The sequence below is a fragment of the Cupriavidus sp. CP313 genome (assembly GCF_054072015.1).
Genome location: NZ_JBSVZB010000013.1, coordinates 165,700 through 185,711 on the forward strand (window position 1 = coordinate 165,700; position 20,012 = coordinate 185,711).

Annotated in this window: 15 protein-coding genes and 2 pseudogenes; 10 read left to right on the forward strand and 7 right to left on the reverse strand. The window is 61.8% G+C overall.

The window, feature by feature from the left end; all coding sequences use genetic code 11:
• Nucleotides 1–35: 35 nt before the first annotated feature.
• Complete coding sequence (locus tag ACW4E8_RS19175; protein WP_456805966.1) at nucleotides 36–968, forward strand: LysR family transcriptional regulator; 933 nt, start codon at nucleotides 36–38, stop codon at nucleotides 966–968.
• A 29-nt stretch (nucleotides 969–997) separates the two neighbouring features.
• Here the strand turns inward: ACW4E8_RS19175 and ACW4E8_RS19180 are convergent, their stop codons facing one another.
• The 4 genes and pseudogenes from ACW4E8_RS19180 to ACW4E8_RS19195 form a co-directional block, all read right to left on the reverse strand.
• Nucleotides 998–1,504, reverse strand: coding sequence for a DUF6630 family protein (locus ACW4E8_RS19180; RefSeq protein ID WP_456805967.1), 507 nt, complete (start codon nucleotides 1,502–1,504; stop codon nucleotides 998–1,000).
• Between the two features lie 26 nt (nucleotides 1,505–1,530).
• A complete protein-coding gene (locus ACW4E8_RS19185; protein WP_456805968.1) occupies nucleotides 1,531–2,220 on the reverse strand; it encodes an ArsR/SmtB family transcription factor in 690 nt (229 codons plus the stop codon).
• A gap of 80 nt (nucleotides 2,221–2,300) precedes the next feature.
• Nucleotides 2,301–2,627: pseudogene (locus ACW4E8_RS19190) on the reverse strand (IS30 family transposase); the annotation flags it as partial.
• A 75-nt stretch (nucleotides 2,628–2,702) separates the two neighbouring features.
• On the reverse strand, nucleotides 2,703–3,101 hold the full coding sequence (locus ACW4E8_RS19195) for a nuclear transport factor 2 family protein (protein WP_456805969.1): 399 nt from the start codon (nucleotides 3,099–3,101) through the stop codon (nucleotides 2,703–2,705).
• A gap of 79 nt (nucleotides 3,102–3,180) precedes the next feature.
• On the opposite strand from ACW4E8_RS19195, the gene ACW4E8_RS19200 reads away from it, so the two are divergent.
• Nucleotides 3,181–4,122: a LysR substrate-binding domain-containing protein gene (locus ACW4E8_RS19200; RefSeq protein ID WP_456805970.1), complete on the forward strand. Its 942-nt coding sequence runs from the start codon at nucleotides 3,181–3,183 to the stop codon at nucleotides 4,120–4,122.
• A 378-nt stretch (nucleotides 4,123–4,500) separates the two neighbouring features.
• Here the strand turns inward: ACW4E8_RS19200 and ACW4E8_RS19205 are convergent, their stop codons facing one another.
• Complete coding sequence (locus tag ACW4E8_RS19205) at nucleotides 4,501–5,499, reverse strand: GlxA family transcriptional regulator (protein WP_456805971.1); 999 nt, start codon at nucleotides 5,497–5,499, stop codon at nucleotides 4,501–4,503.
• Nucleotides 5,500–5,714: 215 nt separating this feature from the next.
• Here ACW4E8_RS19205 and ACW4E8_RS19210 point away from each other — a divergent pair, with 215 nt between their 5' ends.
• The 8 genes and pseudogenes from ACW4E8_RS19210 to ACW4E8_RS19245 all read left to right on the forward strand — a co-directional run bounded on the left by ACW4E8_RS19210 (nucleotide 5,715) and on the right by ACW4E8_RS19245 (nucleotide 17,966).
• Entirely contained in the window at nucleotides 5,715–6,566 is an 852-nt protein-coding gene (locus ACW4E8_RS19210) for a 3-hydroxybutyryl-CoA dehydrogenase (protein WP_456805972.1), read from the forward strand.
• Nucleotides 6,567–6,598: 32 nt separating this feature from the next.
• On the forward strand, nucleotides 6,599–7,399 hold the full coding sequence (locus ACW4E8_RS19215; protein WP_456805973.1) for an enoyl-CoA hydratase/isomerase family protein: 801 nt from the start codon (nucleotides 6,599–6,601) through the stop codon (nucleotides 7,397–7,399).
• Nucleotides 7,400–7,492: 93 nt separating this feature from the next.
• A complete protein-coding gene (locus ACW4E8_RS19220; protein ID WP_456805974.1) occupies nucleotides 7,493–8,803 on the forward strand; it encodes an MFS transporter in 1,311 nt (436 codons plus the stop codon).
• 50 nt (nucleotides 8,804–8,853) lie between these two features.
• Nucleotides 8,854–10,267, forward strand: a pseudogene (locus ACW4E8_RS19225) (FAD-binding oxidoreductase).
• A 594-nt stretch (nucleotides 10,268–10,861) separates the two neighbouring features.
• Nucleotides 10,862–11,587, forward strand: a complete 726-nt coding sequence (locus ACW4E8_RS19230) for an NAD(P)H-dependent oxidoreductase (RefSeq protein WP_456805975.1) — start codon at nucleotides 10,862–10,864, stop codon at nucleotides 11,585–11,587.
• 407 nt (nucleotides 11,588–11,994) lie between these two features.
• Nucleotides 11,995–15,543, forward strand: coding sequence for an indolepyruvate ferredoxin oxidoreductase family protein (locus ACW4E8_RS19235; RefSeq protein WP_456805995.1), 3,549 nt, complete (start codon nucleotides 11,995–11,997; stop codon nucleotides 15,541–15,543).
• A gap of 118 nt (nucleotides 15,544–15,661) precedes the next feature.
• Nucleotides 15,662–16,846 (forward strand): acetyl-CoA C-acyltransferase family protein, encoded by a 1,185-nt coding sequence (locus tag ACW4E8_RS19240; RefSeq protein WP_456805976.1) that lies wholly within the window; start codon nucleotides 15,662–15,664, stop codon nucleotides 16,844–16,846.
• Nucleotides 16,847–17,267: 421 nt separating this feature from the next.
• Entirely contained in the window at nucleotides 17,268–17,966 is a 699-nt protein-coding gene (locus ACW4E8_RS19245) for an amidohydrolase family protein (protein WP_456805977.1), read from the forward strand.
• 292 nt (nucleotides 17,967–18,258) lie between these two features.
• On the opposite strand, the gene ACW4E8_RS19250 is transcribed toward ACW4E8_RS19245, so the two are convergent.
• Together ACW4E8_RS19250 and mmsB are read right to left on the reverse strand one after the other, a co-directional pair.
• Nucleotides 18,259–19,029, reverse strand: coding sequence for an enoyl-CoA hydratase (locus ACW4E8_RS19250; protein WP_456805978.1), 771 nt, complete (start codon nucleotides 19,027–19,029; stop codon nucleotides 18,259–18,261).
• Nucleotides 19,026–19,931 carry a 3-hydroxyisobutyrate dehydrogenase gene (gene mmsB, locus ACW4E8_RS19255; RefSeq protein ID WP_456805979.1) on the reverse strand — a complete coding sequence of 302 codons (906 nt, stop codon included), beginning with the start codon at nucleotides 19,929–19,931 and terminating at the stop codon, nucleotides 19,026–19,028. The genes ACW4E8_RS19250 and mmsB overlap by 4 nt, the downstream gene beginning before the upstream one ends.
• Nucleotides 19,932–20,012 lie beyond the last annotated feature (81 nt).

A 20,012-nucleotide genomic window follows, 5' to 3' on the forward strand; every position in this document is an offset into this window, starting at 1 on the left:
GACAATCGCGGCGCACCGCAATGACGAGGCGCCGCATGAAGACAATCGAATGGAAGGACTGGGAGATTTTTTGCCGCGTGGTGGAAGGCGGCGGCTTCACCCAGGGGGCCGAGCTGGCAGAGGTACCCAAATCTTCCGCCAGTGCCGCGGTGGCGCGGCTGGAAAGCCAGCTTGGCATCCGTCTGTTCGAGCGCACCACGCGCCGCGTGCGCGTGACCGAACGCGGCCAGCGCCTGTATGAGCGCGTGGCGCCGCTGTTCGCCGAACTGCATGAAATCAGTGCCGAGGCCACCTCGGACAGCGCCGAAGTCAGCGGCCTGCTGCGCATCTCCACCCCCTATGAAGTCGGCTCCCAGCATCTGTCTGAAAGCCTGACGCGCGTGCTGCGCGCCCACCCCGGCCTGCGCGTGCAGGTCGATGTCAGCTGGGACCAGCCCGACCTGATCCGCCAGGGCTACGACCTCGCGTTCGTGATGACCGACACCGCGCTGCACGACACCTCGTTCGCCAGCAAGCGCGTGGTGCTGATTGAACGCGCTTTCTATGCCGCGCCGGCACTGATCAAAGCGCGCGGGCTGCCGCGCACGCCGCAGGACCTGCAGGGGTGGCCCACGCTGGGCAACGCCGACGACCGGCACTGGGAGTTCCTGCGCGACGGCGTGGAGATTGCACGCCTGGATGTCGAGCCGCGCATCTGCACCCATAACGCCGAGCTGCGGCTCAAGGCGGCGCTCGACGGGCTGGGCGTGACGCGGTTGTCGCCGCGCTTCGTGCAGGATGCGGTCGGGCAGGGGCAGCTGGTGCGCGTGCTGCCGGGCTATGCCTCATCGCCGCTGAAGGTCTACGTGCTGATGCCGGCGCGCAAGCTGATGCCGGCCAGCGTGCGGGTGCTGCTGGACGTGCTGGAGCAGACGCTGGGAGTGCCGGAGGCGCGGCGCCCGGCCAGCAAGCGGAGGGAGAACGCTTAGCTGCCGCGGCCTCCGCTCGCAGGCATCGGTCAATAAGGCTGCTCGGCCGGCCGCACGTCAAAGTGCAGCACTTCGGCAAGATCCAGCATTTCCTCGTCGTCCTCGCTGCGCGTGATCCAGCCGCCGTAGGCATCGCCGCCCGTATCCCAGTTCCACAGCGTATAGCCGGCCACGCGCAACTGGTTGTGCACCAGCTCCATCAGTTCCGGCACGCTGGTGCTTTCCAGGAAGGTCTCGTCCTCGGGGTCGTCGCTGCCCCAGTCGATCTCCAGGTCCATCCGTTCGCACAGCTGGTTCAGGCAGCCGATAAAGGACTGGGCATCCTTCCAGTCGACAAAGAACCCGGACTGCCAGTCGATGACCTCGCGGATCACCCACAGCAGTTCCTGGCCATCGGTGTCATCGTCCTCGGCATCGAGCAAGGCATCTTCAAACATCGACAGCTGGGCCGAGGTCTGCGCGCTGTCGCCAAGGTTGATCAGGGCGAAGAAACGCGCAATCGCGTCCTGCGTGTCGTCGTCCAGTGGTTTGGCCATCTACTTTCTCCTGTTGCTGCGGTCTCCTAGGCCGCGATGCGCATGATCTCGCGTTGGCCGGCCGGTGTCACGCGCAACGCGCGCGAGGTGCGCGTGGGCTCGACCCAGCCGCGCGCCAGCAGGCTGCCCAACAGCGCCGCGCCCAGCGCGCCGCCCAGGTGCGGCTTGCGCTCGCTCCAGTCCGGGCAGGTGCAGGCAAACTGGCGCCGCTTGCGCCGTGCCGCCTCCACGTCGACGCCCAGCCCCGCCAGCGCCTGCGCGCCGTCGCCGCTCAGGTCTATGCGCTGTCCGTCCAGCATCAGCCAGCCTGAATGCGTCATCCGCTCGAACAGGCCCACGGCCAGTTCGCCCGCCAGGTGGTCGTAGCAGGTGCGCGCCTGGCGCAGCGCCGGTGGAGCGGTGCGCGATACCGGCACGTCGCGCAGCCGCGGCGGCTGGCTGGCCAGCGACGCCGACGCCAGCGCCTCGATCGCCACGCCGATCTCCGGCGCGGCTAGGCGGTAATAGCGGTTGCGCCCGCGCGTCTCGGCCACCAGCAGACCGCCTTCGGCCAGCCGCGCCAGGTGGCCGCTGGTGGAAGAGGCCGACAGCCCCGCGATCAGCGCCAGCTCGCCGGCGGGCCGGGCGCTGCCATCCATCAGGGCCCACAGCATGGCCGCGCGGCCAGGATCGGCGAGCAGGCCGGCGAGCTGGCTGATGCCGGGCGTGTAATCCATGGTTTGGCTCTGGATGAAATGTGTCATGCAGAGTATAGGGGATGCGCGCCGGCCGTGATGGCAAAAGCAAATTAAGTGGCGCCGGGCATGAGCCGGTCGTTGATCTCGGGCGGGCGCACATGGATGCTGACCATGTCGGGAATCTGGCCGCGCCGGTCAGTGTCATGTGAGTGCGACAGGCGCTTGGCGCGCCCCTGGCGCAGGCAGGCGATAAGCTGCCGGCGCAGTTCGCCTCACGGATAGGCGTAAATGGCGTTGTAGATGGTCTCGTGGGACACGTGGCGGTCGCGGTCGTCAGGGAAGGCGCGTTTGAGCGTAGCGGAGACTTCTTCGGGCGACCACTTCTGGTCTAGGAAGTGGCGCACCACGCCCCACAGCACACTGTCGGTAGCAAGCTTGGGGGCTGGATGCGCAAACGTTTGCTTTCTGCGTCGAGCGACGTCCGTCAAAGTTTGCTGTCCGACGCAGGCGCATCCTTCCGACTACGCGTATTTGTCGCCGACCGTGCTGCGGATCGGATGGGTATCGTAGACGATGATCATCCGCTCGATGAGCCCATTGTCGTCGAACTCGAACACATCGACGCACTCGAAACGCACGGCGGAACCGTCTTTCAGGCCCCAGTCGTAGTTGAAGTAACCTGTCGCACGTCGAGCCCCCGTCGTGCTGACGCAGATGTCGATGGGCGTGATCTTGCTTTCCCCCGACGCTGCATTGACCTTTGCAAAGAAAGGTGTAGGGCGCATCCAGCCGAGAAACGGCGAAAAGATCTGTGCGTCTGGCGTGAACAACGCACAGATCGCAGCGACATCGCCACGCTCCAGTTCCTTGAGGTAGATGCGAACCTGCCGCGTGTATAGTGCTTCCGACGATGAGGCCATAGTCATTCTCCGATTATTCGTTGACAACTCTGCCCGTGTTCAAACGGGCATCCGGTACAGGCACGATAGCGATGCACCGATGACTGAACAATCGAAAGATTTGCAACCCGGGTATGCGGCCCATGCATATCCATTGGCTGACCTCACGCGTTCTCTGCCCCCGCTGACAGCGTACCAGTCATTCGTCGCTGCGGCACAGCTTGGAAGCATCAGCAAGGCCGCTGACCATCTGTGTCGAACGCAGGGCGCGGTGAGCCGTCAGGTCCAGCAACTGGAAGCGCATTATCGATGTGCACTCTTTGTGCGTCATGCGTCGGGGCTGACGCTGACAGCCGAAGGAAACGCATTGCTGACCGTGGCAGTGAACGTACTCACACAACTGGTTCGACACGCAGACGTTCACGCTAAAACAGCGTCAGTCGTCACCCTGCGGTTACCGTCCACGTTCGCGATTCGATGGTTGCTCCCACGGCTGCCTGACATCAATCACGCGCTGCCTGGGACAGAGCTCCGCATCTCCACATCGGCAGACGACACGCCGGATTTCACTACGCCCGACGTCGACGCCATCGTTGTGCGTGGGACCGGACAGTGGGCTGGTATGGATGCGATACCGTTGTTTGCGGAGAGACTCACGCCAATGTGTACAAGCGAATTGGCCGCATCGCTGAAATCGGCAGCCGACCTTGCTCATGTCGAATTGCTCCATCCCGGACACGGCCGTGAGGAGTGGCGCTGCTGGCTAGAATGCGTTGGCGCACGGCAGATCGACGCGAGCCGTGGACTCGTCTTCGATACCCTCGAATTGACGCTCACCTCTGCGACGGAGGGGCATGGCGTTGCAATCGGCGATCCTCGGATGGCGAGAGACCGACTCCGGGCAGGGGCGCTGGTGACGCCGTTTGGCGACGTGGCGCAAAACGGCCTTTCCTACTTCCTCGTCTATCCGTCTCAACGCGCCGCACAGTCCAAGATTCGTGTGCTTGCTGACGTCTTGTCGCGGCTTGCGCGCGAAGACTGATCATTACCAGCGCTGGAAGAAGTCTTGTACTGTGACGTCTAAGTAGGCGGCGGAAGTGCGAACCTCGCGAATGCCAACGTTCATATTTCACTTCGATGACCGTGTTGCGAATGACCATTCCGGCTGTCGACGACGGACAAGAATGCTCGGCTCAACTGCTCGTGCCGGACACCAACTTTCTTCTGTAAAACCTTGACTGACCGCCTCAGGGCGTGACTCTGCCGTTCGGCGTGGATACGCCGAGCGGCAGCAATGGCACACGAACACCCGACGTTCGTGTAGACGCGCGCGCCAAAGCTTGAATTGGCCGAGAAGGCGTCCGCTTGGGACAGCCCTATCGGGAGCATCGTCGACCGCTAGAAGTGCGTTAGATCTGGTTCATTGCTCCGCCGTTGAAGATCCACGGAAGCGGCCCCTGTAGGCTCCAGGGCTAAGACCAACCTTTTCCTTGAACAGCCGGCAAAAGGAACTTGTGTCGTTGTAACCGACCTGCACTGCAATCCGTTCAACGTTAAGGTCTCCCGCTTCCAGCAGGCTTCGCGCGGCTTCTATGCGCAGGCTTTGCAGGTAACGAAGGGGCGGTTGGTCCAGTGCCGCCTGAAAGCGGCGAATGATTGTCCGCTCGCTCACGCCCAGGTCGTTTGCCATGTCGGACATCCTTACATCTTTGGCCATGTTCTTTTGAAGCCAGTGTTGCGCGCGGTGCACCAGTGAATCGGCGTGGGCCTTATCGGTCAGGAGCGGAAGATATGGAGTCTGCTTTGTCTGACTGACGTCGATTAGCATCGTCTTGGCACACTGGGACGCAATCATGGGGCCGCAGAAGCGCTCAATGATGTGAATGGTCTGCAATAGATAGGAAGCCGATGCACCGGCGCAGATCAGTCGGTCAGCTTCGGTGATCACTGGTTCGAGCTGAAGCTCGACCCGCGGAAACCTGTGGCGAAACTGGTCTGCCAGCCACCACGTGGTGGTTGCAGGACGTCCGTCGAGAAGGCCGGTTTTGGCAAGGAGGAACGTGCCGGTGCAATTCGCAGCCAGGCAAGCGCCAGCGTCCCACTGAGAGATTAGCCAGTCGCACGCGGCTGACTGGCGGACCAGCAACTGGTCGAATGCCTTGCTGCCCGCATAGTGAAAGCTCGGGATAAAAACCAGGTCGAATTTTTCTCGTGCGCGGATTGCCTGCGTGTTTACTTGCAGCCCGTTGCTCGTTGTGACCGGTTTGCCGGTAGGCGAGACAAAATGCCACTCAAACTGCACAGCCCCAGCGCCGAGCTGTCGCCGCAAGTGGGAGTTCGCGATCTGTAGAACATCAGCGAAGCCTCCCAAGCTGGAGGCGTAGCAATCGTCATAAGCAAGGATGGCGGCGCGGTGCATGATGTGTGTCGTAATTCGCACGCAATGTGTCAGTCTTGCCAATGTACAGCAAATTGGCGGATGGAGAAACTGTCTTCAGCCGTGGGTCCCTGAAGCCCATTGGGAGCGGAGGGCGGCGTCGCGCGGGTAGGCGGATTGCCAGTCCACTTGACGATTCCACGTGATCGCGTTCCGCGAATGCATTCTGAATCAGGCACTTGGAAAGGACTTGCTTTATGAGTATCAGCAATGTCGGCGTGATTGGCGCCGGGACAATGGGCAATGGAATCGCGCAAGTATGCGCAGCGGCTGGCATCAACGTCGTGCTGATGGATGTCTCCGATGAGGCGCTGCAACGAGGCTTGTCTGTGATCTCAGAGAGCCTCGATCGCCTGATCAGGAAGGAGCGACTGTCAGCCGCTGACAAGAAAGAGATATTGGCCCGCATCTGTGGGACCACCCAATATGCCGACCTGGCGGGCGTCAACCTTGTGATTGAGGCCGCCACTGAGAATGAAGCGCTGAAGCTGCGCATCCTTAAGGAAGTCGATGCCGTGGTCGGCGCCGATGCAATCATTGCCACCAATACATCGTCAATTTCCATCACCAGGCTCGCGGCAGGCACGTCACGTCCGGAGCGCTGCATTGGCACGCACTTCTTCAATCCCGTGCCACTGATGGCCTTGGTTGAGTTGATTCGCGGCCTCCAGACCTCGGAGGAAACGCAGCAACGTATTGAGGCATTTGTCGAAGCCATCGGCAAGAAATCAATCATCGCCCGGAACAGTCCCGGTTTTGCAGTCAATCGCATTCTCTGCCCGATGATCAATGAGGCCATCTTTGCTTTGCAGGAGGGCCTCGCGGTTGCGGAGGACATCGACAACGGGATGAAACTCGGCGCAAACCATCCCATTGGTCCGCTCGCGCTGGCGGATCTGATTGGACTCGACACGATGCTTTCGGTCATGGAGGTCTTCTACCAGAGCTTCAACGATCCGAAGTACCGTCCTGCGCCGCTCCTGAAAGAAATGGTTGATGCGGGCTACCTCGGCCGGAAGAGTGGGCGAGGCTTCTACCAATACGACTGATCGCAACGCGTTTGCGCTGAAAGGAAATGCTGATGATGAAGAGCAGTGACGATGCGGTGTTGCTTGAGATGCACGAAGGAATCGCCCGGCTCCGCTTTAACCGGCCGCGCAACCTCAACGCGATATCGCCCGAGTTGGCGGAGTGCTTTCTTCAACGGTGCCGGCAAATCCAGGCGAGCCCAGCGTGCCGCGCCGTTGTCATCAGCGGTGAAGGGCGGGCTTTCATGGCAGGAGGGGACCTGAGCCGCTTCTACCAGGAATTCGAAGGGGCGGCTGATACGGCTGAAGCGATGATCACGCCGATGAATGAGGCACTTTCCATACTGGTCTCGCTTCCATTACCAGTGGTAGCCAGCCTGCACGGTCCGGTGGCAGGTGCGGGAATGAGTGTTGCGCTGGCTTGCGATCTTGCTGTGGCGTCCGACGACGTGCAATTCGCGTTTGGCTATACGCAGATTGGTGCCAGCCCGGATCTTGGCATTTCGCTGACACTGCCTCGTATTGTGGGGCTACGCCAGGCGATGAGCATTGCATTGCTGGGCGAGAGTCTGGACGCCGATCAAGCGATGAAGCTCGGGTTGGTCAACCGGGTCGTGCCCAGGCAGGACCTGTCGCAGGTGACGGACGCGGTGATGGCTCGTCTCGCCACCGGGCCGACATTTGCCTATGGGCAAACGAAGCGGCTATTACAGTCGTCATTCGGTCGTGATCTCGAGGCGCAACTGTCGGCCGAACTGGCGTCATTCCGAGCATCCGCAGCCACCCGAGATTTTGTCGAGGGCGTTTCGGCCTTCATCGAGAAGCGCAACGATGCGCAGTTCTCTGGTGTGTAGCACCGCTGGGACATACACGCGGAAGTAAATCTGGCGCGGAGACCAGGCATTCATATTCCGAGCCCACATAAGAAATAGAATTCTGGAGACAACATGTCAAACAGCGTTGCACGTGCCGCTGACCTCAGTCCGGCAGAGTCCATGGAACGAGTGGCTTACGCAAAAGTCACCTGGAGATTGATCCCGCTGCTCTTCGTCAGCTACGTCATGGCGTTCCTCGATCGAGTCAACGTGGGTTTCGCCAAACTACAGATGCTGTCCGATCTGAGCTTCAGCGAAGCGACATACGGACTGGGCGCCGGGATCTTCTTCCTGGGCTATGTGCTTTTCGAAGTGCCGAGCAACATTGTCCAGCACCGAGTCGGTGCTCGACGCTGGATCTCCAGGATCATGATCACCTGGGGTCTGTTGTCAGCCTCCATGATGTTCGTCCAGACTCCTACCACGTTCTACGTCCTGCGATTCTTGCTCGGCGTCGCTGAGGCTGGGTTCCTGCCAGGTATTGTCCTCTACCTGACATACTGGTACCCCGCACACCGACGCGGAAAAATCATGGCCCTGTTCTTTGCCGCAGTTCCGGCATCGGGGTTGATCGGTGGTCCGGTTTCAGGCTGGATCCTGGAATCGCTTTCAGGCGCATATGGCTTTGCCGGCTGGCAATGGCTGTTTGTCCTGGAGGCGTTGCCGTCGATCGTTCTGGGTATGGTGATTCTGCTGGTGTTGCCTGACGGGATCCAGGATGCATCATGGCTCTCGCCGCAAGAGAAGAGCCTGCTTGCAGCAAATATCAAGGTCGATGCGCACGACAAGCACGAGCTTCAGTTGCGAAAGATCTTTAGCGACAGACGCGTGTTGGTAATGGCGGGCATCTATTTCTGTGCCACGACGGGTGGATATGGCATTAGCTTCTGGTTGCCGTCGATCATCAAGATGACTGGTGTCGTGAGTCCGCTGAAAATTGGCTTGCTGTCCGCAATTCCGTTCTTGCTGGCGATCGTCGGCATGCTGTTCTTCAGCCGCAGTGCCGACGCGCGCCGCGAACGCAAGCTGCATCTCGCTGGCGCAATGTCGATCGGGGCGTTCGGTTTGGTGCTCAGTGTCTTTTCGGGCTCGGATACAACTCGCGCACTCTTTGCGCTATCAATCGCCGCCATCGGCGTGTATTCGGCCTTTCCGGTCTTCTGGAGCCTGCCGACCGCTTTTCTCACTGGCATAGGTGCCGCCGCTGCCATTGCATTCATTACCTCGGTCGGCAACATTGGCGGCTTTGTCAGTTCCTACCTCATCGGGTGGATCAAACAGATGTCTGGGAGCACGGATCTGGCCATACTGGTGCTCGCAGCAATTTACGTCGTGGGCGTGTTATTGACGCTGACTGTGCCCGCTCGTCTTGTCAACAAATGACCGACGTTCGCTATTTGACAACCTAAAGCTACCTGGTAAAGGAGACATGTGTGAATCATCCAGCGCCGCCGGCACCCCTCCGCCGTCCTTTTCCTGCTGAACTACACGCGTCGCTGAAGTCGAGCTTCGGCGAGCGAGTATCAACCGCCGAGTCTGTCCGCATGCATCACGGTCGAGACGAATCGCCTTTCGATCCGCAATTGCCTGATGCAGTCGTATTCGCACGCAGCACCGAAGATGTGCAAGCCACGGTAAAGCTCTGTGCGCATTACGATGTGCCCATCATTCCTTATGGCAATGGTTCGTCGCTGGAGGGCCATCTGCTTGCTGTACAGGGGGGCGTGACGATCGATATGTCGGAAATGAATCGTGTGCTGTCGATCAACGCCGAAGACCTGACTGTCACGGTCGAGCCCGGTATCTCACGCAAACAAGTGAACGAAGCCCTGCGCGATACCGGGCTCTTCTTCCCGATCGATCCGGGCGCGGACGCGACCATCGGCGGCATGACAGCGACGCGCGCGTCTGGTACCAACGCGGTGCGATATGGCACGATGCGGGACAACGTACTGGATCTGAAAGTCGTACTCGCTGACGGGCGGCTGATCAAGACCGGCACGCGCGCGCAAATCCTCGGCTGGCTATGACCTGACGCGCCTGTTCGTTGGCTCGGAAGGCACGCTCGGGATCATCACCGAAGTCACCTTGAGAATCTATCCACAGCCCGAGGCGGTGTCTGCTGCGGTGTGCACGTTTCCGTCGATGGGAGATGCTGTGCGCAGCGTGATCGAAACGATCCAGATTGGCGTGCCGATTGCGCGCGTCGAGTTCGTCGACTCGCTCACGATCCGTTCTATCAACCATTATTCGAATCTGACGCTGCGCGAAGCGCCGACGCTGTTCTTCGAATTCCATGGCACTGACGCCGGCGTAAAGGAACAGGCGGAACTGGTGCAGGACATAGCCCGGCAGAATGCCGGGGAAGACTTCGAATGGGCGACGCGGCCGGAAGACCGCAGCCGCCTGTGGAACGCCCGGCACAACGCCTTCTTCGCAATGCTTCAGCTAAAGCCCGGCTGCCGCGCGGTGACCACGGATGTATGCGTGCCGATATCGCGGCTTGCAGAGTGCGTCATTGAAACAGCACGGGATCTGAGCGCGTCGGCGCTACCGTGCCCGATCGTGGGCCACGTCGGCGACGGCAATTTCCACGTTGCGATCCTGATCGACCCGGATAAGCCGGAGGAGCTGGAGGAGGCGGAACGCCTGAACCATCGTATCGTCCAGCGCGCGCTTCAGATGAACGGCACCTGCACGGGTGAGCATGGCGTTGGTGTGCATAAGATGGCCTTCCTGATCGAGGAGTACGGATCGGCCGCCGTCGATACCATGCGGGCTATCAAGCATGCCCTCGATCCGCATAACCTGATGAATCCGGGCAAGATTTTCTCCTGGATGCCATAAGGGCTTCATCGCCCAACTGTCGCTGCGAAGGCGAATTCGCCATTTGAAGTGTGTCAGCCAGCCCACCCCGGCTGAGAGCGTAGCAGTCGGTACATGCACGAATGCCCGCGCCGCGCTCCAGATGTCGTATTTCGCACTGGATATGTCAGTTTAGCCAATGTACGGCAAATCGGCATGCTGGGAAACTGGTCCATGTCCCCGGCTCATTGCCCGATGCATCAACCGGCGTGATGTTCCGAAACTGCAGTGCGGTCAGGAAGAACAGGGAGTCGGTATGGAGTCCAACGTCGGCAGAGGGAGTCAGCCTTCGGTGATCGACAGCCATCGGTCACGACAGTGCCAAGGGCTATGGGGCGAGACCCGACCGGAGATCGTGACGGATTTGAAGATACCTGGGTCTGCGCATGCGAATGCGAGCATGTCCCACGAACGCTGCGGTGCCGTCTCCGTGGTCGGCTCTTGCTCAGGTCCCGTCATTGTCCGTGCTAGCGAAGTGAAGGACTTCTATTGCGGGTATTGCCTGATCGGGATTCCGACCGCCGTGATAGCTGTCTTGGCCGGTATTGTGTTTTTCGCCATTGGAGTGCTGTCTTAATGAAAGTCCTAGTCATTCACGCTCACCCGGAGCCCCAGTCTTTCAGTTCGGCTTTGAAGGCCGTTGCGGTGGAAGCGTTCCGCGAAGCCGGACACGAGGTCCAGGTCTCGGACCTCTACGCGATGGGCTTTAATCCGGTCGCATCCGCGGCTGATTTCGGCAATCGAGCCAATCCGGACTACTGCGTCTACGCGCTGGAACAGCGCAATGGCGTCGCGACCGGCACGATCAGTTCGGATATCCAGCGTGAGCTCGACAAGCTCATGCAATGTGACCTGCTCGTGCTCAATTTCCCGCTGTTCTGGTTCTCGACGCCCGCCATCCTTAAAGGATGGATTGACCGCGTACTTGTGTCTGGGACGGTGTACGGCGGAACACGCTTCTATGACCGCGGAGGCCTTCGCGGCAAACGGGCCCTGGTGAGCGTTACGCTGGGCGGGCAGGAGCATATGTTCGGACGCGACGGCGTGCACGGGCCGCTCGAATCGATGTTGAGGCACCTGTTGCAGGGAACGCTTGCCTACACCGGACTGGATGTACTGCCGCCGTTTTTCGCCTGGCACGTGCCATACATCACTCATGACGACAGGGTTGCAATGCTGAGGGCGTGGCGAGACCGGATCCAGTCGCTTGACGAAGAGACGCCGCTCTCATTCCCGAGTCTTGACGATTTTGATGAGCAACTATATCCGCTCAAGAAACTGAAGATAGCGGCCCAGCGTTGAACCATGAAGCTGAAGACGGTCCGCTGCCGCGGGCTCAGTCTTCCGTGTGCGCGGCGTGATTCATGTCCCCAATCTTGCCAGCGTCCGGTCACCGCGGCCATCGGGGCAGCACCACGGGTGCTGCTGCGCTGTGGAAGGCCACTACTGATGCACGGTATCGCTCCGTCCTGTCCCAGCCGTTGCCAGGGCAGGGCCAACACCGGTGCATCCAGTTGCTCCCGGGCAAAGGGCGTGGCGATCGCCGTTACGCCGCCGACCCGGATGAGGCGCGTTTGGGCCGGCGTGCCGCCTCCGGAAGCCGAGGCCGTCGTAGACCCCACATCAGACCAAGTATTACAAGGAGATAACCCATGAGCCTGTCGTCGCGCGCGGCTGATTCCCGCAAGGCACCTTTCGAAGGGGGCAATATGGCTAAAGTCACGCCACCACCGGGTGCACCGCTGCGCCCGGCCCGGCTCGAGGATCGCTACCAGCTGGATCACGGCCCCGCTTACATCAGTGGAACCCAGGCATTGGTTCGGCTGCTGTTCAACCAGAGTGCGCGTGACCGTGCAGCCGGCCTGAACACCGCAGGGTTCGTCAGCGGCTACCGCGGGTCGCCCCTGTCCGGGCTTGACCAGGTACTCTGGAGTGTCCAGAAGCTTCTGAAAGAGAAGCACATCGAGTTCATACCCGGGGTGAACGAAGACCTGGCGGCGACCGCGTGCTGGGGGACGCAGCAGTTGATGCAGCACCCGGAGGAGGCGACGGTAGACGGCGTGTTCGCCATGTGGTACGGCAAGGGACCGGGTGTCGACAGGAGTGCCGATGCCCTGAAGCACGCCAATGCGGCTGGAACCTCGCCGCATGGGGGAGCGCTCGTGCTGGCCGCCGACGACCACACGGCCAAGTCGTCCTCGTTTGCGCACCAGAGCGAGCAGTTGCTGGTCGCCTCGTTCATCCCCATCCTGTACCCGAGCAACGTGCAGGAGTATCTCGACTACGGGATCCACGGCTGGGCCATGAGCCGCGTTTCGGGCTTGTGGGTGGGCCTGAAATGCGTCGGCGACATCGTCGAGACGACTTCGGTCGCGGACGTTGACCCGTTCCGTGTCGAATGCCGGCCTCCGGAGGATTTCAAGGCATCGGAAGACGTTCACATCCGCTGGCCGGACGTCTGGGCCACGCAAGAGCCGCGGCTCGTCCGCTCCAAACTGCCCCTGGCCTTGTCCTACTGCCGCGCCAACGGATTGAACCGCATCGTCGCAAAAGGGGCCGGCTCCCGGATCGGCATCATTGCCGCGGGCAAGCCTTACAACGATGTGCGCGAAGCCCTTGCGTTGCTTGGCATTGGCGAGAGCGAACTCGCAGCGAGGGGAATTGCTCTTCTGAAGCTCGGCATGGTCTGGCCCCTGGAGCCCCGTATCGTCCGCGAGTTCGCGGAAGGCCTTGATGAGATTTTCGTGGTCGAAGAGAAGCGGGCACTGATCGAGCAGCAGGTCAAGGACATCCTTTACCCGTTGGCGGCGAGCGGGAAAAAGGCGCCACGAGTGGTGGGCAAATCCAGCAGCGATCTCCAATACTCGGAGTTCGAGATCCCCGACGAGCAGCGCCTCTTACGAGGTGACGCGGAACTGGGCCCTGCCGACATTGCGGCTGCGATTCTGACGCGACTCCATGCGCACGGCGTAGGTGTATGCCAGGCTCTCCCGGAGTTGAGCGACACTGGCAGCCTCCTTCCGCCCGTTATGCGCAAGCCGTACTTTTGCTCCGGCTGCCCGCACAACAGTTCCACCAAGGTACCCGAGGGCTCGCGATCGACGGCCGGGATTGGCTGCCACTATATGGCCAACTGGATGAATCGGCGCACCGAGAGCTACACGCACATGGGGGGCGAAGGCGTCCCGTGGGTGGGGCAAAGCCGATTCTCGAAGCGGCCACACATGTTTGCGAACATGGGGGACGGCACCTTCTTCCACTCGGGCTCGCTTGCGATCCGCCAGGCCGTGGCGGCCAAGGCGCCGATGACGTTCAAGATTCTCTTCAACGATGCCGTGGCGCTTACCGGCGGGCAGTCGCATGACGGCCCGCTGACAGCGCCGATGCTGACGCAACTGCTTCGCGCGGAAGGCGTCGAGCGCATCGTGGTCGTCAGTGACGACATCGACAAGTACGAAGGACATCAATCGGCGTTCGCGCCCGGGACCACATTCCACCATCGAAGCGATCTCGATGCCGTTCAGCGGCAACTGCGCGAGGTGCCCAACGTGACCGCCCTGGTCTATGACCAGACCTGCGCCGCAGAGAAGCGCCGCCGGCGCAAGCGCAACAAGTACCCGGATCCGGCCGTCCGCTACGTGATCAATCCCGAAGTGTGCGAGGGATGCGGCGACTGCACAGTGAAGAGCAACTGTGTCTCGATCGAACCCCTCGAGACGCCACTGGGCCGCAAGCGCCAGATCAACCAATCTTCCTGCAACAAGGACTACTCCTGCGCCGACGGCTTCTGTCCAAGCTTCGTGGCAGTGGAGGGTGGAGCGTTGCGGAAGAGGCCGACGGGCTCGGGTCCGGAGAACGATCCGGCGACCTGGACCGAGCCGCCTCATCCCGAGCTGCCACAGGTGCAGTCCGCCTATGCAGTGCTCGTCAACGGTGTGGGTGGCACCGGGGTGCTGACGATTGGCAATATCCTGGGAATGGCCGCCCACCTGCAAGGCTTGCACTGCTCCGTCATGGACATGGCAGGCCTGGCACAGAAGGGCGGTGCTGTATGGAGCCACGTGAGGATCGCGAACTCGGCGCAGAGCATCTATTCGCCTCGAATCCCGGATGGGGCGGCAGATGCGCTGATCGGCGGCGATCTGGTTGTGAGCGCGCACCCCGACTCGATCAGCAGGCTTAAGGCGCAGTGCAGTGCCGTCGTGAACACGAACGTCTCGCCCACTTCGGATTTCCAGCAAGACCGCGACTTCGCCATGCCAGAAAAGGGGCTCTGGGAGGCCGTCGAGCGGTCTTGTGCGGAGAAGAGTCTGGCAAAGGTTCCTGCCCAGGAGCTCGCCGTGCGATTCTGCGGGGACGGTGTCTATGCGAACATGATCATGCTGGGTGCCGCGTGGCAGGCCGGTCATGTTCCGCTCTCGCTTGACGCCTTGAGCCGGGCCATCGAACTGAACGGGCAGTCCGTGGATGCCAACATGCGGGCATTCAAGATCGGCCGGCAGTATGTGGCATCTCCCGAGCGCCTGGCCGATCGATCGGCTTCAGTGGTGCAATGGCTGCCCCGTGCGGATAGGGAGAACATCCAGCAGTTGCTGGAAGACCGTCGCGGTCGGTTGGTAGCCTACCAGAGTGCAGGCTATGCCCAGGAGTACGAAGTGTTCCTGCAGGTGGTTCGGTCATCCGGGGATAAGAAGCCGGACGGCTATGAGCAGGTCGTTGCCAAGAACCTCTACAAGCTGATGGCTTACAAGGATGAGTACGAGGTCGCACGGCTCCACGCCTCCGCGAATCTGCGCAGGCTGATCGAAAGCCAGTTCGACGGTGAGTACAAGGTTAGGTTCTCGCTGGCTCCGCCGATGTTTGCTCGCCGTGGTTCCGATGGTCTTCCTCGCAAGAAGCTGTATGGCAGCTGGATGAACCAGGCGTTTGGACTACTTGCGCGGCTGAAGTTTCTGCGGGGCACGCGATTTGATCCGTTCGGATACACGCATGAGCGCCGGATGGAGCGCGCGTTGATTGCAGAGTACAAAGCGAGCATTCAGGCAACGCTGCCTTTCATTGCGACCGATCCGAAGAAGTGCCTGGAGCTTGCTCGTATTCCGGAGCAGATTCGCGGCTTTGGACACGTGAAGGCGGCGGCCATCGAGGAAGCCCGCAAGCGCCAACAGTCGCTGCTTCGTGAAATCACCGACAAGGGCGCGCGGCCTTACGACCCATCCGGGCCCCTAGCCGATGGGCGTGTCCTGGAAAGTGCGTGATCATGAACGATGGGCTCTGCGTCGGTGAAGCCAAGCGCTTTATCAAGGCATCGCGACATCGGGCTGGCCAAATACAGTGATTAGACGGGCGAACAGCCTGGGTTGAGGAGATGTAGCAATGAGTAATCGTGAAGTGGTTGTAGTCGGCGCCGCCCGGACGGCGATCGGTACCTACGGTGGTTCGCTGAAGGATGTTCCGATGACCGTGCTGGGCGCGACGGTGGTTCGCGCGGCGCTGCAGCGCTCGGGTGTGGAACCGAGTGAAATCGGGCATGTCGTCATGGGCAATGTCATCCCCACGGAGCCTAAGGATGCCTACCTGAGCCGTGTTTCCGCGATGGATGCCGGTATTCCAAAGGAGACGCCGGCATTCAACGTCAATCGCCTTTGCGGCTCCGGGCTGCAGGCGATCATCTGTGCAGCGCAGTCCATCCTGTTAGGGGATGCCGACCTCGCGGTCGGTGGTGGGGCGGAATCCATGAGTCGTGGCCCGTACATCGCGCCGGCCGCGCGATGGGGCATGCGCATGGGGGACAGCCAGATGGTCGACTACATGAATGGCATTCTTCATGATCCATGGAAGCGCATCCACATGGGCGTGACGGCAGAAAATGTCGCAGAGCGCTATGGCATTTCCCGCGCGGAGCAGGATGAACTGGCGGTGGTGAGCCAGCAGCGAGCTGCCGCGGCGATTGAAGAGGGCCGATTCAAAAGCCAGATCGTCCCCGTCGAGATCAAGACCCGCAAAGGTGTGGTCCAGTTCGATACGGACGAGCACGTCCGCCGGGACGCGACTGTCGACGCACTGTCTGCGATGAAGCCGGTGTTCAAGGAGGGGGGATCGGTAACGGCTGGCAATGCGTCCGGCATCAACGATGGCGCGGCGGCACTGGTGCTTGCTGAAGCCGGCAAGGCGGCCGCGTTGGGACTCAAGCCGTTGGCACGGCTGGTTGGCTACGCGCATGCCGGTGTCGAGCCCGAATATATGGGCATCGGACCGATCCCGGCTACGCGCCTGGTGATGCAGCGAACGGGTCTCAAGCTCTCGGACATGGACGTAATCGAGGCGAACGAAGCGTTCGCCGCGCAGGCATGTGCGGTGGCGAAGGAATTGAGCTTCGATCCGCAGAAGCTCAATCCCAACGGCTCAGGCATTTCCCTCGGACACCCCGTTGGAGCGACGGGCGCGATCATCTCGGTAAAGGCCATCTATGAGCTGCACCGGACAGGCGGGCGCTATGCGCTGGTAACAATGTGCATCGGCGGCGGCCAAGGCATCGCCGCGATCTACGAACGCATCTGAGTGCCCAATGGAAGCCGGCTCCGCAAGGCGCTCGCGTGTCCAGAGGGGCAGCATGACGCTGGCTGAGGAACTAGGTGAACTAAGACGGGAGGTGCGGGCGGCGGGCGTGCAAGCTTCGCGCGAAGCGCGCTCGCAGTCCTGCCCGGGCGGTGAGAAGGAAGCGTTACGGTCCGTGCTCGAGACCCGGATCATTTACAGCCGGCCTCGCCAAAAGATCGTGCACTTTGCCTGCGCGGCGGAGCGGCGCATATTGCTAAGTACTGCGCTGATTGAAGAGTGCCGCGAAGTCGCGTCCACTTGCCTGGCGCTAAGGACACTGTTCTGGGCGTCTTGCCGGCGGCTTGGCAGATGATCAGTTGCGATGTGCAGGCCAATCTCGTCGCTGGCAGAGCTTCGTCTAAAGCTTTTCAGGAGAGCAAAAGTGAGCGAAATCATCGACGCGTGGATGCAGTTGCCGAACAGGGATTTCCTGCTGGACTCCATGTTCGATTCACTGCGAAGGTGGCCGACGAACTGGAAATCGCTGGCCCTGGACAATCCTGGAATTACACACGAAGAAGCGCTCGAAACGTTTCGCAGTCAGGGCGTTTCCCGGGCCATTGCCAGCGCCTGGTGGGGGCCGGCAGGGCCGATGATTTCAAACGATGAAGTCGCGGCGGCAGTGCTTGCTCACCCAGAACAGGTTGTTGGGGTGGCGTCGGTCGACATCAGCCGGCCGATGGAGGCGGTGAGGGAACTACGCCGGTGCGTGAAGGAATTCGGCTTCAAGGGATTGCGCGTGCTGCCATGGTTGTGGGGGCTGCCTCCCGATGATCGCCGGTACTATCCGCTCTATGCCGAGTGCGTCGAGTTGGACATCACGTTCTGCCTGCAAGTCGGCCACGCCGGCCCGATGCGACCGTCGGAGCCGGGGCGTCCGATTCCATATCTGGATAACGTTGCGCACGAGTTTCCGGAGCTGCGCATCGTTGGGGGACACATCGGCTTTCCGTGGGTGTCGGAAATGATCTCGCTCATGATGAAGCACCCCAATGTATATGTGGATACGTCGGCGTACAAGGCGTCACGGTTTCCGCAGGAGCTGGGTCGTATATGCGTGGCCCGGGCAGGCACAAGGTGATATTCGGTACAAACTACCCTATGCTGACGCCGGCAGAATGCCTTGCTGGCCTTGAAGCGCTGAACCTGGGCGAGGATGTGTTGCCTCTATATCTGGCAGGCAATGCGCGACGCGCTTTCAAGCTCGATGCATAGGCGCAGCGAGGTAGGGAAATGAAGGGGGTGCCGACGCGTCCGGCCGCCACTGACCATGGGCGGAGGGCAACGGACAGTTGCTGCTCGCCCGCGGCGAGATCCTGGTGGGCCGGGATGCTCGCCGGGGCTTGCTTAGGTCAGGTTGGCCTGGCTCGCCTCTAGGCGTATCGCCATTGCGGCGCGCGTTTCTCAAGGAAGGCATTGACGCCTTCGCGCTGGTCGGCACCGTCGAACAGGTCGACAAAGCGCTCGCGCTCCAGCGCCAGTGCGGCCTGGCGGGGCACGCCCTGGCGCGCCAGGTGTATCAGTTGCTTGCTGTATGCGGCGGCGTGCGGGCTGACCTTGCCAGCGCGTTGCGCCAGCGCCAGCGCGGTGGCCAGCGCCTGGCCGCGTGGCACCACCTCCTCAACCAGGCCAATGCGAAGCGCGGTGGCTGCGTCGACCCGTTCGTTGGTCAGGATCATGCGCTTGGCCCAGCCTTCGCCCACCAGCCATGGCAGGGTCTGCGTGCCGCAGCCGCTCGGCAATAGGCCAACAGCGGCTTCGGGCAGGGCCAGTTGCGCCTGTTCCTCGGCAATCCGGATATCGCAGGCCAGTGCACATTCGAGTCCACCGCCCATGGCGTAGCCGTTGATCGCAGCGATCACAACCGGACGTGCCTCCTGCAGCGCTTCGAAGGCGCTGCCGAACAGTTGCGCGATCTGACGCGCGTGGGCGCGGTCGCCGTCGGCAAAGCCGTTCAGGTCGGCGCCGGCGCTGAAGAACTTTTCGCCGGCACCAGTGACGACGACGGCGCGGATCTCGGGGTTGGCATCGATCTGTGCTACCAGCGCGCGCAGCTGCTGCAGGCCTTCGGCGTTGAAGGCGTTGGCGGGCGGGCGGCTCAGCGTCAGCGTGGCGACGTGGCCATCCAGGGCGAATTCGATCATTGCTTGTTCTCCTTGTCCGTGGCTGACAGGTACTGGCGAATCACGCCAGAGAAGTCGAGCTGGCCTTCACCGGCGTGGCTCATGGCCTGGTAGACCTGCTGCGCCAGCACGCCGAGGAACAGCGGCTGCTTCACGCTGCGCGCGGCATCGGCGGCCAGGCCAAGGTCCTTGAGCATCAGGTCGGCGCCAAAGCCGCCGCTGTAGCCGCGCCCGGCCGGCGCGGTCTCGATCACGCCGGGCCACGGGTTGCAGGTGTCCGAGGCCCAGCAGCGGCCGGTGGAGGTGTTCACGATGCCGGCCAGCACGTTGGCATCGATGCCGAGCTTGACGCCCAGCGCCATCGCCTCGGATACGCCGATCATGGAGATGCCCAGGATCAGGTTGTTGCAGATCTTGGCGACCTGGCCGGTGCCGGTGCCGCCGCAGTGGACCAGGTTGCGGCCCATGCCGGCCAGCACGGGGCGCACCTGGGCGAACAGCGCTTCCGTGGCGCCGACCATGAAGGTCAGCGTGCCGGCCTGCGCGCCAACGGTGCCGCCGGAGACGGGCGCATCGGCCAGCGCATTGCCGTGTGCCTCGGCGGCAGCGGCCAGTTCGCGCACGGTGGCAGGGTCGATGGTGCTGGAGTCCACCAGCGGCACGCCCGCGCGCACGCCGGCCAGCACGCCTTCCGGGCCCAGGTAGGCGCTGCGCACATGGGCGGCGGCGGGCAGCATGGTGATGACAAAGTCCGCTTCGGCCACGGCCTTGCGGGCAGAGTCGGCGGCCGCGGCGCCTTCGGCGCACAGCGAAGCCACCGCAGCAGCGTTAAGGTCGAATACGGTCAGGGTATGGCCGGCCTTGAGCAGGTTGAGCGCCATTGGCGCGCCCATGTTGCCCAGGCCGATGAAGGCGATGTGCATGCGAGTCTCTATCAGTGACAGGTCTTCGATGCCGCCCGCTTGACCCCTGTCACGGACAACGGACAGGGAGGCAAACGGCGG